11 protein-coding genes are annotated in these 13,398 nt (G+C 72.7%); 8 read left to right on the top strand and 3 right to left on the bottom strand.

What is annotated here, in order from left to right:
• Positions 1 to 92: 92 nt before the first annotated feature.
• Complete coding sequence (locus HD597_RS33905) at positions 93 to 806, bottom strand: PaaI family thioesterase (RefSeq protein ID WP_253747255.1); 714 nt, start codon at positions 804 to 806, stop codon at positions 93 to 95.
• A gap of 442 nt (positions 807 to 1,248) precedes the next feature.
• Here HD597_RS33905 and HD597_RS33910 point away from each other — a divergent pair, with 442 nt between their 5' ends.
• Positions 1,249 to 1,863 (top strand): AAA family ATPase, encoded by a 615-nt coding sequence (locus HD597_RS33910; RefSeq protein WP_253747256.1) that lies wholly within the window; start codon positions 1,249 to 1,251, stop codon positions 1,861 to 1,863.
• Between the two features lie 16 nt (positions 1,864 to 1,879).
• Positions 1,880 to 2,221: a YciI family protein gene (locus HD597_RS33915; RefSeq protein ID WP_253747257.1), complete on the top strand. Its 342-nt coding sequence runs from the start codon at positions 1,880 to 1,882 to the stop codon at positions 2,219 to 2,221.
• Between the two features lie 45 nt (positions 2,222 to 2,266).
• On the opposite strand, the gene HD597_RS33920 is transcribed toward HD597_RS33915, so the two are convergent.
• Positions 2,267 to 3,628: a glutamine synthetase family protein gene (locus tag HD597_RS33920; protein WP_253747258.1), complete on the bottom strand. Its 1,362-nt coding sequence runs from the start codon at positions 3,626 to 3,628 to the stop codon at positions 2,267 to 2,269.
• A 123-nt stretch (positions 3,629 to 3,751) separates the two neighbouring features.
• Between HD597_RS33920 and HD597_RS33925 the strand changes: the two genes are divergently transcribed.
• The gene (locus HD597_RS33925) at positions 3,752 to 4,330 is read left to right on the top strand and encodes an EF-hand domain-containing protein (RefSeq protein WP_253747259.1); all 579 of its coding nucleotides are present in this window, start codon (positions 3,752 to 3,754) and stop codon (positions 4,328 to 4,330) included.
• 23 nt (positions 4,331 to 4,353) lie between these two features.
• Positions 4,354 to 5,427 carry a terpene synthase family protein gene (locus tag HD597_RS33930; RefSeq protein WP_253747260.1) on the top strand — a complete coding sequence of 358 codons (1,074 nt, stop codon included), beginning with the start codon at positions 4,354 to 4,356 and terminating at the stop codon, positions 5,425 to 5,427.
• Between the two features lie 29 nt (positions 5,428 to 5,456).
• Here the strand turns inward: HD597_RS33930 and HD597_RS33935 are convergent, their stop codons facing one another.
• Positions 5,457 to 6,431, bottom strand: a complete 975-nt coding sequence (locus HD597_RS33935; RefSeq protein WP_253747261.1) for a DUF5937 family protein — start codon at positions 6,429 to 6,431, stop codon at positions 5,457 to 5,459.
• 59 nt (positions 6,432 to 6,490) lie between these two features.
• Here HD597_RS33935 and HD597_RS33940 point away from each other — a divergent pair, with 59 nt between their 5' ends.
• The 4 genes from HD597_RS33940 (at position 6,491) to HD597_RS33960 (ending at position 12,980) form a co-directional block, all read left to right on the top strand.
• Positions 6,491 to 7,684, top strand: coding sequence for an MDR family MFS transporter (locus HD597_RS33940; protein WP_253747262.1), 1,194 nt, complete (start codon positions 6,491 to 6,493; stop codon positions 7,682 to 7,684).
• Positions 7,685 to 7,809: 125 nt separating this feature from the next.
• A complete protein-coding gene (locus tag HD597_RS33945) occupies positions 7,810 to 9,663 on the top strand; it encodes a sensor histidine kinase (RefSeq protein WP_253747263.1) in 1,854 nt (617 codons plus the stop codon).
• Between the two features lie 49 nt (positions 9,664 to 9,712).
• On the top strand, positions 9,713 to 11,152 hold the full coding sequence (locus HD597_RS66065) for a BTAD domain-containing putative transcriptional regulator (RefSeq protein WP_308210742.1): 1,440 nt from the start codon (positions 9,713 to 9,715) through the stop codon (positions 11,150 to 11,152).
• Between the two features lie 52 nt (positions 11,153 to 11,204).
• Positions 11,205 to 12,980, top strand: a complete 1,776-nt coding sequence (locus HD597_RS33960; RefSeq protein ID WP_253747264.1) for an NAD+ synthase — start codon at positions 11,205 to 11,207, stop codon at positions 12,978 to 12,980.
• Positions 12,981 to 13,398 lie beyond the last annotated feature (418 nt).

The following is a 13,398-nucleotide window of genomic DNA, read 5'->3' on the forward strand; positions in this document are numbered from 1 at the left end:
GACACGGGCCTGAGCCGACACGGGCCTGAGCCGGTCTCCGGGAATGGCGAAGGCCCCCGGGAAGCGACTCGGGGGCCTTCGTGGAGAGCGGGTCAGCGTGGAGCGATCCACGTGGCGCGGGCGGCGGCGACCAGCGTGCCGTCGGCCTCGTAGATGGCGCTCTGGCCGTACATCTTGCGGCCGTCGCGCCCGGTCGGGCGGGCCACCACCGAGTAGCGGCCGCCGGGCAGCACCGGGCGGTGGATCTGCACCGCCAGGCGGCCGAGCAGGGCGCTCTCACCAGGGCCGAAGTGCGCCCAGCCGGTGATGCAGTCGAGCACCGCGCCCACGATCGAGGCCGGCACGCCGTCCTCGCCGCTCACGGTGAACGGCACCCGCCAGCCGGCCGCCACGAGGTCGGTGCCCTCCACCGGGCCGGGGAAGATGCGCAGGCCGTCGCCCGGCTCGCGCAGGCCGCAGGCGAAGCACTCCGCGAACGGGTGCGCCTTGAGCCCCGCGAACCCGGCCTCGGCGCGGGCGGCGTCGTTGAACGGCACGAACCCCGGGCCCTGCAGCTCCTCGGCCACGGGGATCGCCTCGACCAGCGGCTTGTCGCCGTGCGAGAGGGAGACCGTGTTGGCGACGTGCTCCAGCCGCAGCTCCGTCTCCAGCGGCGTGGGGGCGTGCAGCGTGACCTCGACGGCTGATCGGCCACCGTTCAGCGCCTCGGCCATGGTGCCGGCGATCCAGCCGCCGTTGGCGACGCCCACGGGACCACGGAAGCGCTCGGGAACGGTCAACACGGTCTGCAGGGCAGCCGTCGTCATGCCACACCCTCCTATATCGCCACGCCAGGCGAAAAGTCCGGAAATATCATAAAGAGCAGGCCGATTTTACTGGACCCCCGGTTTACCTAGGATGCGGGGGTCCTGTGGCCGCTCGGTACGTCTCCATAACGCCTTGAAGGGGCCCGAAACTTCCCTCCACCGGGTAACGAGACGCTAGGCGCCGCACATCGCTCGGATGTGACTCGGGGGTCAGAAGCAACGAAAATCGGCCTCACTCCGAACCGCTCCGGGAGTGAGGCCGATCAAGGCGTCGGCAGTACCTTAACGAGGTTTCCCGCCTGCCGCGACCAAACGGCCGATTCTCCTCGATCAAGGAGTGTCGTGCGCGTCTCACCCCATCCTCGGAGAGGCTGGGACCACACGCCCTATGCTGGCGCGGCAGAGGTAGCGTAGGGCGGACCGGGCGGGGAGGGTGTTGCGCGTGGACGGGGCGAGGCTGCGGTATCCGCCAGGGGCCCTGGTCATCCTGACGGGGCTGCCGGGGGCGGGCAAGACCACGCTGCTGCGGCGCCTGTACGGCATGCACGGCGCCGAGAGCCTGCCCGTCACCTCCGGCCCGGTCGTGGTGATCGACTCAGCGCAGTCCAGGCGGCACTGGGACGGCAGGATCGCCTGGGCCCCCTACCCGGTGCGCCGCGCCGTGGTGTTCGTCACCCACCTGGCCCGCATCCGGCAGGCGCTGACCCAGGGCCACCCGGTGGTGGCGCACAACCGGGGCTGCGGCCCGTACGTGCTGCGCGGCTTCGCCTGGCTGGCGCGCCGGCACGGCGCCGGCTTCCACCTGCTCCTGCTGGACGCGCCGCCCGGCGAGGCGCTGGCGGGGCAGCGGGAGCGGGGCCGGGTGGTGGCGCCCAGGACGTTCGCCCGGCACCAGCGCAGGTGGGACAGCCTGCTCGCGCGGGTCAAGGGCGGTGACCCGGCGCCGGCGGCGGGGGCGTACATCGTGAACCGGGCGGAGGCGGGGCTGCTGGAGGCGATCGTGTTCGATCCGGCGCCGGATGTCGATCCGCGGCCGAGCCGTTCGTACAAGGGCTGAGCGGAAGGAGCGAATCATGCAGCGATACGTGCTCACCATCTACCAGCCCGACGGCGAGCCGCCCGGCCCCGAGATCCTCGAACCGATCGTGCGCGACCTCGGCGCGCTGGAGGAGGAGATGAAGGCCGCCGGCGCCTGGCTCTTCTCCGGCGGGCTGCGGCCGCCCGCGGAGGCGGCGGTGCTGCGCCCGCGCGGCGGTGAGGTCTTCACGATGGACGGCCCGTACACCGAGGGCAAGGAGCACATCGGCGGTTTCACCGTGATCCAGGCGCCCGGCCGCGACGCGGCGCTCGCCTGGGGCCGCAGGCTGGCCGCGGCGAGCACGCTCCCGATCGAGGTCCGGGAGTTCTGGGGCTGAGCACGAAGCCGAGGCCCCGCCGCCGTCGGCGGGGCCTCGCGCGGGTCAGAGGACGGGCAGGTAGCGGCCGAGCTCGAACTCGGTGACGTGGCGGCGGTACTCGCGCCACTCGCTGCGCTTGTTGCGCAGGAAGAAGTCGAAGACGTGCTCGCCCAGCGTCTCGGCGACCAGCTCGCTGCGCTCCATGACCTCGATCGCGTCGTTGAGCGAGCCGGGCAGCGGCTGGATGCCGAGGGCGCGCCGCTCGGCGCTGGTCAGCGTCCAGACGTTGTCCTCGGCGGCGGCCGGCAGCTCGTAGCTCTCCTCGATGCCCTTCAGCCCGGCGGCCAGGATCAGCGCGAAGGCCAGGTAGGGGTTGCAGGCCGAGTCGAGCGAGCGGAACTCGATGCGGGTGGAGCCGCCCTTGTGCGGCTTGTACATCGGCACCCGGACCAGGGCCGAGCGGTTGTTGTGGCCCCAGCACACGTAGGAGGGGGCCTCGCCGCCCTGCCCGGCGATGGCCTCGGCGCCGCCCCACAGCCGCTTGTAGGAGTTGACCCACTGGTTGGTGATGGCGGTGATCTCGGCGGCGTGCCGCAGCAGGCCCGCGATGAACGAGCGCCCGATCTTGGACAGCCGGTAGTCGGAGCCGGCCTCGTAGAAGGCGTTGCGGTCGCCCTCGAACAGCGACATGTGCGTGTGCATGCCGGAGCCGGGGTGCTCGGTGAACGGCTTGGGCATGAACGAGGCCCAGATGCCCTGCTCCAGCGCGACCTCCTTCATGACCAGGCGGAAGGTCATGATGTTGTCGGCCGTGGTGAGCGCGTCGGCGTAGCGCAGGTCGATCTCCTGCTGGCCGGGCGCGCCCTCGTGGTGGCTGAACTCGACGGAGATGCCCATCGACTCCAGCATCATGATCGCCTGCCGGCGGAAGTCGTGGCCGGAGCTGTGGGGCGTGTGGTCGAAGTAGCCGCCGGAGTCGATCGGCTCGGGCCGCACGCCCGGCTCGGGACGGTTCTTCAGCAGGAAGAACTCGATCTCCGGGTGGGTGTAGAAGGTGAAGCCCATGTCGGCGCACTTGGCGAGGGTGCGCTTGAGCACCCAGCGCGGGTCGGCGTGCGACGGCGTGCCGTCGGGCATGAGGATGTCGCAGAAGATGCGGGCCGCGCCCGGCGTCTCGCTGCGCCACGGCAGGATCTGGAACGTGGACGGATCGGGCTTGGCGAGCATGTCGGACTCGTAGACGCGGGCGAAGCCCTCGATGGCCGAGCCGTCGAAGCCGATGCCCTCGGCGAAGGCGCCCTCCAGCTCGGCGGGCGCGATCGCGACGGACTTGAGGAAGCCGAGCACGTCAGTGAACCACAGCCGGATGAACCGGATGTCGCGTTCCTCGAGCGTGCGGAGCACGAACTCCTGCTGGCGGTCCACGGCATCCCCTCGTTCGTACGGACAGTACAGGCGTACACACCAGCATGCCGTGTCCGTGTTTCGCACACGTTACGGGGGGTGCCGGTGCGAGCCTCGCTGACAAAGGGCCCGCCCAGACTTACTGTGATCACGCAGTCAGTCTCGGGGGAGGCATTGGTGGCCATCGACCTGCTCAATCACAAGCTCGATCGGGCGTTCGACCACATCGACGCGAGCGGCAACGGCGTCGTCGAGCGCGAGGACCTGCTGGGGCTGGGCGCCCGTATCCTGGTGGGCTTCGGTGAGTCCCCCACCTCGGTCGCCGGGGCGAGTCTCGTGGACGGCTTCGACCGCATCTGGTCCACCCTGTCGAAGACGCTGGAGCGCGACGGCGACTCCGGCATCGCGCGCCCGGACTTCCGGCGGGGGATGACGGCGGCGTTCGTCACGGGCGACCTGTACGACCCGGTGTTCAGGCCGGCCACGGTCGCGGTGGCGGAGCTGTGCGACGGCGACGGCGACGGGGAGATCGGGCCGGCCGAGTTCCGCACGATGTTGTGCGCGTTCGGGGTGGCCTACGACGACGTGGACGAGGCGTTCGACCGGCTGGACCGGGCGGGCAGGGGCACGCTCACCGTGGACGAGCTGGTCCTGGCCGCCGCCGACTACTACCGCGGCGACGACCCCAACGCCGCCGGCAACTGGCTTTTCGGACCCCTGTGAACAGCACGGTGAAGAACACTCCAGTGAAGAGCGCCGCGAAGGACACCGCGAAGGACACCGCGAAGGACTCCGTGAAGGACTCCGTGAAGGACGCCGTGAGCGGCCCCGCCTCGACGAGCACCGTGTTCGCCACGGTGTTCACCACCGCGCGCACCGCCCTGCGCTCGGCCCTGTCGTCACTGCTGCCGCTGCCGCGCAGGGGCGGCTCGGCCGCGCTGGCGCTGCTGCCGCTCACCGAGCGGGTGCCGGCGATGGCGGCGCCGTGCCGGATGCACCCGGCCGTGTACGCGATCGAGGCCGCGGTCATCGACTGGGCCAGGCGCACCGGCCTGCGCGCCGATCCCGGCGTCGGCTACCACCGGATGGCGGGCCGGGCGTTCGCCGAGTTCGACGCGGCCGCGGCGGCGCTGTTCGCGCAGTGGCTGACCTGGCTGTTCCACCTGGACGACGAGCTGGACGAGCGCTCGGGCCCGCTGGAGATCTTCCACGGCATGCTCAAGGGCACCTCCTGCCATCCGCTGGAGGCGGCCTTCGCCGACCTGTGGCGGGTGACGAGCGTGCGGATGAGCGACCAGTGGCGGGCCAGGTTCGCGGTGGGGCTGCAGCGCCAGTACGACGCCTGCCGCGCCGAGGCGGAGAACCGCGCGGCGGGGCGGATGCCGACGCTGGAGGAGTATCCGGAGCTGCGCAGGGGCACGGTCGGCCCGTACCTGTACGACCTGGTGGAGCCGTGCCTGCGGGTGGAGGTGCCGGTCTGGGTGCACGAGTCGGACCCGTGGCAGCAGCTCGTGAGCGCCTGCAGCGACGTCACGGCCTGGTGCAACGACGTGGCCTCGCGGCCGAAGGAGCGCGGCGACGTGCACAACTTCGTGGTGCTGGCGATGCGGCAGCTCGGCCTGGGCGAGCGGGAGGCGACGGCCTGGGTGCTGGACCGGATCACGGCGCGCTGCCAGGACATGCGCAAGGCGGCCAGGCGGCTGCCGCTGGACGACCTGGCGCCGAAGGCGGCCAGGGACGTCAGCAAGGTCGCCTGCGCCTACCTGGCCGCGCCGCGCGCGCACCTGGACTGGCTCCTGGAGTCCCAGCGCTACGCGTGAGCCCCGGCCGGCTTCGGCGGGCGCCGGCGTCAGGCGTGTGCCTTGGGGCCGGCGGCGAGCATGTCGCCGGCCAGGGTGCGGCGGTAGACGACCTGCTTGCCGATCCGCATGCCCACCGCCAGCCCGCCGCCGCTGAGCACGCCGAGGTGCTGGCTGACCGCGCCGGGCGTGAGCGCCATGCGGACGGCCAGCGCCGAGGTGGTGGCGGGCTCGGCGAGCGCGAGCAGGATGGCGGCCCTGCTGCGGCCGATCAGCGCGGCCAGCGCGCCCGGCGCGGGCGGCGGCCCCTGCTCCCACAGCGTGCCGACGCCCTGCACGGGGTAGACGAGCATCGACTGGTACGGCGCCGTCATCACGGCCACGGCCGGCCAGTAGAACGCGCTGGGCACCAGCACCAGCCCGTCGCCGTGCAGCCCGCCGGAGGCGCACCAGGGCCGGTCGACGAGCAGCAGCTCCCCCGTCCACACCACGGCCGGGTCGAGCGCCGCGAACAGCTCGCGCGCCCCGCCCTGGGCGAGCTGCCGCGACCGCCGCAGCACGTCCCGCTCCAGCAGCGCGTAGACGCGGGGCCAGAACTCGGCGAAGCACTCCTCCCAGTACGCTTCCAGCGCGTCCGCGACCCTCGAAACCCCGGCCTCGGGGTCGGCGGCGAACCGTGCGATCACGGCCGGGTCCGTGCCCCGCACCTTCAGCGCCTCCTCGCGGGCCAGCGCGGGATCGGTCCGCCTGACCCGGTCCAGCTCGGCCGCGAAGTCGGGCATCGGCGTGTCGGGCGGCGGGGTGATGAAGTCGGCCAGATACCCGCTCGGCGGCACGAGCGCGAACAGCTCGGACAGGTCGAGCCCGGCCAGCCGGGGCCTCACGGCCTTGAGCCAGGGCAGGTGGATCGACTGCCTGGCGGGCTGCTGGAGGGTGCGCAGGCTGGCCACCAGCTCCCACATCGGGGAGAAGGCGAACCGGATGCGGGCGACGTCCTCCGGCCTCAGCGCCCAGGTGATGGACATGCTTTTAGTGTGCGCTAAATCGTTGGCGCCGCGAAACCGGAAATCTCACCCTTTGAGGCGTGTCAAGCGCAACTGTCGAGAGACCCTCCTTCCTCAAGGCCCAGATCGGCGGGCTGCCCCGCCCGTTCTGGGCCCTGTGGGGCGGCACGCTGGTGAACCGCCTGGGCACCATGGTGATGCCCTTCACCGGCGTCTACCTGACCCAGAGCCGCGGCCTGTCCGTGGCGGCGGCGGGCCTGGTCATGGGCGTGTTCGGCGCGGGCTCGCTGCTGTCGCAGCTCGTCGCGGGCGTGCTGGCGGACCGGATCGGGCGCCGGGCCACGCTGTCGGGCGGCATGGTGGCCACGGCCGTGTTCATGCTGGCCCTGGGCTACAGCACCTCGCTGCCCGCGATCCTGGCCTCGATGTTCGCGCTCGGGCTGGTGATCGACGTCTACCGGCCGGCCTCCAACGCGCTGGTCGCCGACCTCGTCTCGGCCGAGGAGCGGCCGCGGGCGTACGGGCTGCTGTTCTGGGCGATCAACCTGGGTTACTCGGTGGGCATGACGGCCGGCGGATGGCTGGCCGGGCTCGGGTTCGTCTGGCTGTTCTGGATCGACGCGGTGTCGAGCGTGGTCTTCGCCGTGCTGGTGTGGCGGGCGGTGCCCGAGACCAGGCCGGCGGCCAGGCAGGCGGCGGGCGGGTTCGGCGTGGTGCTGCGCGACCGGGTGATGGTCGGGTTCACGCTGGTCGCGCTGGGCAACGCGCTGGTCTACTCGCAGACGATGACCATGCTGCCGGTGGCGATGACGGGCGTGGTGAAGCTGTCGCCGCAGGAGTTCGGGCTGGCCATGGCGCTGAACGGGATCCTGATCGTGGTCGTGCAGCCGCTGGTGTCGGGATGGCTGGGGCGCAGGGACCCGGCGCGCACGTTCGCGCTGGGGCTGGCGGTGATGGGCGTCGGGTTCGCGATGACGGCGTACGTGACCGACGTGCTCGGGCTGGCGGTGACGATCGCGATCTGGACGGCCGGGGAGATCGTCACGGCCGGGATCGCCGGAGCCATCGTGGCCGCGCTGGCGCCGGCCGAGCTGCGCGGGCGGTACTCGGGGCTGTTCGGGTTCTCGTGGTCGCTGGCGGCGGTGCTGGCCCCGCTGCTCGGCGGGCCGCTGCTGGAGCTGGGCTCGGGGGCGTTGTGGTTCACGATCGGCGGGGTCGGCCTGGCGTCCGCGGCCGGCATGCTGCTGCTCGGCCCCGCGGTCCGGAGCCGCTGACCCTACCGGCACCAGCCGCTATCGTTGCTCCGGCCAGGTGCGGAGCGCGTTGAGAAAATTTTGATCGGACGTTGGCAGCCCACCGGTAATTTTCACCCCGATCATGGGTGGGAAGGGCGGGTGGGATGCGCCGCGCAGGTCTGGCGCGCAGCGTGGCGATCGGCATGGCCACGCTCGCCGTGGTGTTCGAGCTCGCCGACATCTGGGTGACGGCGCAGCTGCCGCAGCCCTCCTGGACGCCGCTGCCGCTCGCCCCCGAGGACATGGCGGGCACGGCGTTCTCCGTCTTCGGCGCGATCCTCGTGCACAGCAGGCCGCGGCTGGTGATCGGCTGGCTGCTGTGCGTGGGCGGGCTGAGCGCCGCGGCCAACATCCTGTCGGCGAACACGTTCCACCTGGTGTTCGGCCACGCGGCCGTGGGCTGGCCGCTGATCAACCTCACCTGGCACGTGCTGCAGCTCACGCTGGGCGTGCTGCTCCCCCTGCTCTACCCGGCCGGCGGCCTGTTGTCGAGGCGCTGGCGCTGGGTGGTCGTCCTGGCCGTGATGGGCGTGGCGCTCGACTGGGCCGGCGCGCTGAGCGGGCAGAAGGCCTTTCGCGAGCCCGCGCACTGGACGGTGTCGGCGGCCATGGCGCTGGCGTTCGTCTCGCTGGTGGTGCGGTTCAGGCGCGGCGACGCGGCCGAGCGGCGCCAGCTCCTGTGGCTGGTGGTGGCGCTGCCCGGGCTGCTGGTGCCGTGGATGCTGGGCGATCCGTTCTGGTGGCTGGCGACGCTGTTCATCCCGCTGATCCCGGCGGCCATCGCGGTGGCGGTGCTGCGTTACCGGCTGTTCGGCATCGACACGCTGATCACGCGGGCGCTCATCGGCACCGGGCTGATCATCGTGATCACCGGCGTGTACGTGGCCGTCAGCGCCGCGAGCAGCCTGTTCCTCGCCGAGGTCGACCAGGTGGCCGGGATCGCGGCGGCGGTGTTCGCCGGAGCGGCCTTCCAGCCGATGCGCCGCGGCATGCAGCGCGGCGTGGACCGGCTGCTGTACGGCAGCACCGGCGTGCCGGGCACGCTGGCCAGGCGGCTGCGGCACCGGCTGCAGCACGCCGACCCGGTGCACGGCCTGCTGGAGACGCTGGACACGCTGCGCGAGGGCCTGTCGGTGACGGGCGTGGCGGTCGAACTGGACGGCACGACCACCACCTCGGGCTCGCTCGGCGCGCCCGCGCGGGTGATCCCCCTGGTGTGGCACGCCGAGCCGGTCGGGCTGCTGCTGGTCGGGCCGACCGACCGGCGCAGGTTCCCCGCGGCGCACGACGAGCGGGTGCTCGCCACGCTCACGCCGTACATCGCCGACGCGGCGCACGCGGTGCGGCTGACGGCCGCGTTGCAGCGCTCGCGCGAGCGCATCCTGACCGCGCGCGAGGAGGAGCGGCGGCGGCTGCGCCGCGACCTGCACGACGGGCTCGGGCAGTCACTCACCGGCATGGCGATGTCGATCAACGCCGCCCGCCTGACCGTGCGCAGCTCGCCCGAGCGCGCGGACCTGCTGCTGGCCGAGCTGCGCGCCGGCATGGACGCGGTGAGCGGCGACATCAGGCAGCTCGTGTACGGCCTGCGCCCGCCCGCGCTCGACGAGCTGGGCCTGGCGGGGGCCGTGGCGGAGCTGGCCGGCACGCCGGTCGAGGTCTCCGGCGGCTTCGACGGGCTGCCGGCGGCCGTGGAGGTGGCCGCGTACCGGATCGTGCAGGAGGCGCTCACCAACGCCCGCAAGCACTCCGGCGCCACCACGATCGCGATCGCGCTGCGGCGCGCGGAGACGTTGCGGATCACCGTCACCGACGACGGGAGCGGGATCCAGCCGGACGCGCGGGCGGGCGTCGGGCTGGGCTCGATGCGCGAGCGGGCCGCCGAGCTCGGGGGCACCTGCGTCGTACGGGAGGCGGAGGGAGGGGGCACCGTTGTCGAGGCCGAGCTGCCTGTCTGACAATTCCCCATATACCCAGACCCATTCTGCCTCTACAGTTACGCCTGACATGCTGACCTTCACCGCTCTCGGACCGTTCCAGGCCTGGGCCGACGGCGCCCCCCTCGACCTCGGCGGCCAGCGGCAGCGAGCGGTGCTCGCGCGCCTGCTCGTCGCCGGTGGCCGCGCCGTGCCCGTGCACACCCTCATCGACGAGCTCTGGCCCGGCGACCCGCCCGCCCAGGCCCTGTCCACGATCCAGGGCTACGTCTCGCGGCTGCGCCGCGCCCTGGAGCCCGGCCGCGCGCCCCGCGAGGAGGCCGGGGTGCTGGTGTCCGCGCCGCCCGGGTACGCGTTGCGCGCCCGTACCGACCAGGTCGACGCCTGGCACTTCGAGAGCCTGGTCAAGTCCGACGGCTCGCCCGCGCAGGTGTGGGCGGCCATGGACACCGCGCTGGAGCTGTGGCGGGGGCCGGCGCTGGCCGAGTTCGCGGAGCTGAGCTGGGCCGCGACCGAGGCGGGGCGGCTGGAGGAGCTGCGGCTGATCGCCGTGGAGCGGCGGGCGGACGCCGGGCTGGCGCTGGGCCGGGCGACGTCGCTGGTGGCGGACCTGGAGGCGCACGCCTCGGCGTACCCGCTGCGGGAGGAGGCGTGGCGGCTGCTGGCCGTGGCGCTCTACCGGATGGGGCGCCAGGGCGACGCGCTGGCGGCGCTGCGCAGGGCGCGCGCCGTGTGGCGGGACGAGCTGGGGCTGGACCTGTCGGCCGGGCTGAAGCGGCTGGAGGCCGACATGCTGGCCCAGCGCCTGGAGGAGCCGCCGGCCGATCCCGTGCCCGAGCCCGGCGCGGACGGCGGGGTGCTGCGCGTGCTGGTGGCCGATGACCAGGCGCTGGTGCGCACCGGGCTGAGGGCCATGCTGGACAGCGAGCCCGGGTTCGCGCCGGCGGGCGAGGCGGCCAACGGCGAGGAGGCGATCGCGGCCGTCCGCGAGACGCGTCCGGACGTGGTGCTGCTCGACATCCAGATGCCGCGCCTGGACGGCCTGGCCGCCGCCCGCAGGATCCTGGCCGGGGAGCGTCCGCCGAAGGTCGTCATGATGACCACGTTCGGCAGCGACGAGAACCTGTACGCCGCGCTGCGGGCCGGGGTGAGCGGGTTCCTGCTGAAGACCTCGCCGCCGGAGCAGATCCTGGCCGCGATCAGGGCCGCGGCGGCCGGCGACGCGCTCATCGACCCGGCCGTGACCACGCGGCTGATCTCGGCGTTCACCGGGCGCACCGACCCGGCCTCGCCTCCGGCGCTGGCCGGGCTCCCCGACGACCGGCTGGACGTGCTCAAGCTCGTCGCCCGCGGCCTGACCAACCGGCAGATCGGGCAGACGCTCGCGCTGCCCGAGGAGGAGGTGGGCCTGGTGGTGAAGTCGCTGCTGGAGCACCTCGGGCTGTTCGACCGGGCGCAGCTCGTGATGGCCGCCTACGAGTCGGGCCTGGTCACCCCTGGAGCGAAATGACCTACTTTTCGTCGCTTTGACGATAAAAATCGGTGCGTACTAGGCTGTTCACGTGGCACAACTGCGCATTGCCCTGGCCCAGACGAACCCGACCGTCGGCGACCTGAGCGCCAACGCCGACAAACTGATCGCGTGGACCCGCGACGCGGCGGAGCGCGAGGCCCACCTCGTGGTCTTCACCGAGATGTTCCTCACCGGTTACCCCGTGGAGGACCTCGTGCTGCGCACCTCCTTCGTGGACGCCAGCATCCGCACGCTGGAGGAGGTGGCACGCAGGCTCGCGCGCGAGGGCCTCGGCGACCTGCCGGTGGTCGTCGGCTACGTCGACCGCGCGGGCCTCGCCCCCCGGGTGGGGCAGCCGAAGGGCGCCCCGCTCGACGCCGCCGCGCTGCTGCACAAGGGCGAGGTGGTCACCCGGACGGCCAAGCACCATCTGCCGAACTACGGGGTCTTCGACGAGTACCGCTACTTCGTGCGCGGCGACCGGCTGCCGATCTTCCGGCTGCACGGGGTGGACGTGGCGATCGCGGTGTGCGAGGACCTGTGGCAGGAGGGCGGCCCCGTGTCCGTCGTGGGGCAGGCGGGGGCCGGGCTGCTGGTGGCGCCGAACGCCTCGCCGTACGAGAAGGACAAGGACGACGTACGGCTGGAGCTGTGCGCGCGCCGGGCCCGCGAGGCCGGGTGCGGGCTCGTCTACGTCAACCAGGTCGGCGGGCAGGACGAGCTGGTCTTCGACGGCGACTCCATCGTGGTGGACGCGTCGGGCGAACCGGTGGCGCGGGGCCGCCAGTTCGAGGAGGAGCTGCTGGTCGTGGACCTCGACGGCCTGCCGGTCTCCGACGCCGAGCCCGGCACCTACCCGTACGACGCGGGTGACGGCTCCACGATCACGGTCGAGCGGCTGGTGCTGTCCGACGAGCCCGTCGCGGCGTACGCCGCCGACCCCTGCGCCGTCCCCGAGCGGCTGGACGTGCACGCCGAGGTCTACTCGGCGCTGGTCCTGGCCGTGCGCGACTACGTGGCCAAGAACGGCTTCCAGTCGGTCATCCTGGGCCTGTCCGGCGGCATCGACTCCGCGCTGACCGCCACGATCGCCGCCGACGCCATCGGCCCCTCGCGCGTCAACGTGGTGCTCATGCCCTCCCGCTACTCCTCCGACCACTCGCTGGCCGACGCCGAGGAGCTGGTGCGCAGGCAGGGCGTCAACGCGCAGGTGGTGCCGATCGCCGACATCGTCAACGCGTTCGAGAAGGAGATCGAGCTGTCGGGCCTGGCCGCCGAGAACCTCCAGGCGCGGGTGCGCGGCATGATCCTCATGGGCCTGTCGAACGAGCACGGCCACCTGGTGCTGACCACCGGCAACAAGAGCGAGCTGGCCACCGGCTACTCCACTCTCTACGGCGACTCGGCCGGCGGCTTCGCGCCGATCAAGGACGTGCCGAAGACGATGGTGTGGGAGCTGTCCAGGTGGCGCAACGCCAACTCGGGGCCCGGCTTCCTGCTCCAGGCCGAGCGGCCGATCCCGGAGAACTCGATCACCAAGGAGCCGAGCGCCGAGCTGCGTCCCGACCAGCGCGACACCGACTCGCTGCCGCCGTACGAGGTGCTGGACCGGCTGCTGGACGACTACGTCGAGAAGGACATGGGCTCGCAGGAGCTCATCGCGGCCGGGCACGACCCCGCGCTGGTGACGCGGGTGATCCGGCTGGTGGACCTGGCGGAGTACAAGCGGCGCCAGTACCCGCCCGGCCCGAAGATCACGCCCAAGAACTTCGGGCGTGACCGCCGCCTGCCCATCACCAACCGCTGGCGGGAGAGCACGAGCTAGGCCGCCGCCGCTCCCAGCGCTAGCGACCCCGCTGCCAGGGCCAGGAAGCCCGCCGGATGGCCGAAGTTGTGGAACACGCGGGCGCGGGCTGGCGGCCTCACCCGTGCCGCCGCGAAGCCGTACGTCTCGCAGCCCGCGCCGGCCAAGCAGATCAGGCAACTGGAGGCGCGGCCCGGCTGGCGGAGGTGCTCTTCAGCGAGCCGCGCTGGATCGCGCTGGCGCGATCGCCGACGGGTACGGCGTCGCGCCGGCGCCCGAGTCGGCGGCTCGCTACTACGCGCGGCCCGGGGTCACGTACCGGCCGCTCACCGGGGGAGCGCCAGCCGGGTCGCCGTCGCCTGGGCGCCCGCGGACGACGCGAACCCCGTCGTGGGGACTTCGTGCGGTGCTGCCTTGAGTACACGTAACCAGTAGGTTA

Origin of the sequence: Nonomuraea thailandensis, assembly GCF_024172165.1 — a bacterium.
Classification (GTDB): Bacteria; Actinomycetota; Actinomycetes; order Streptosporangiales; family Streptosporangiaceae; genus Nonomuraea; species Nonomuraea thailandensis.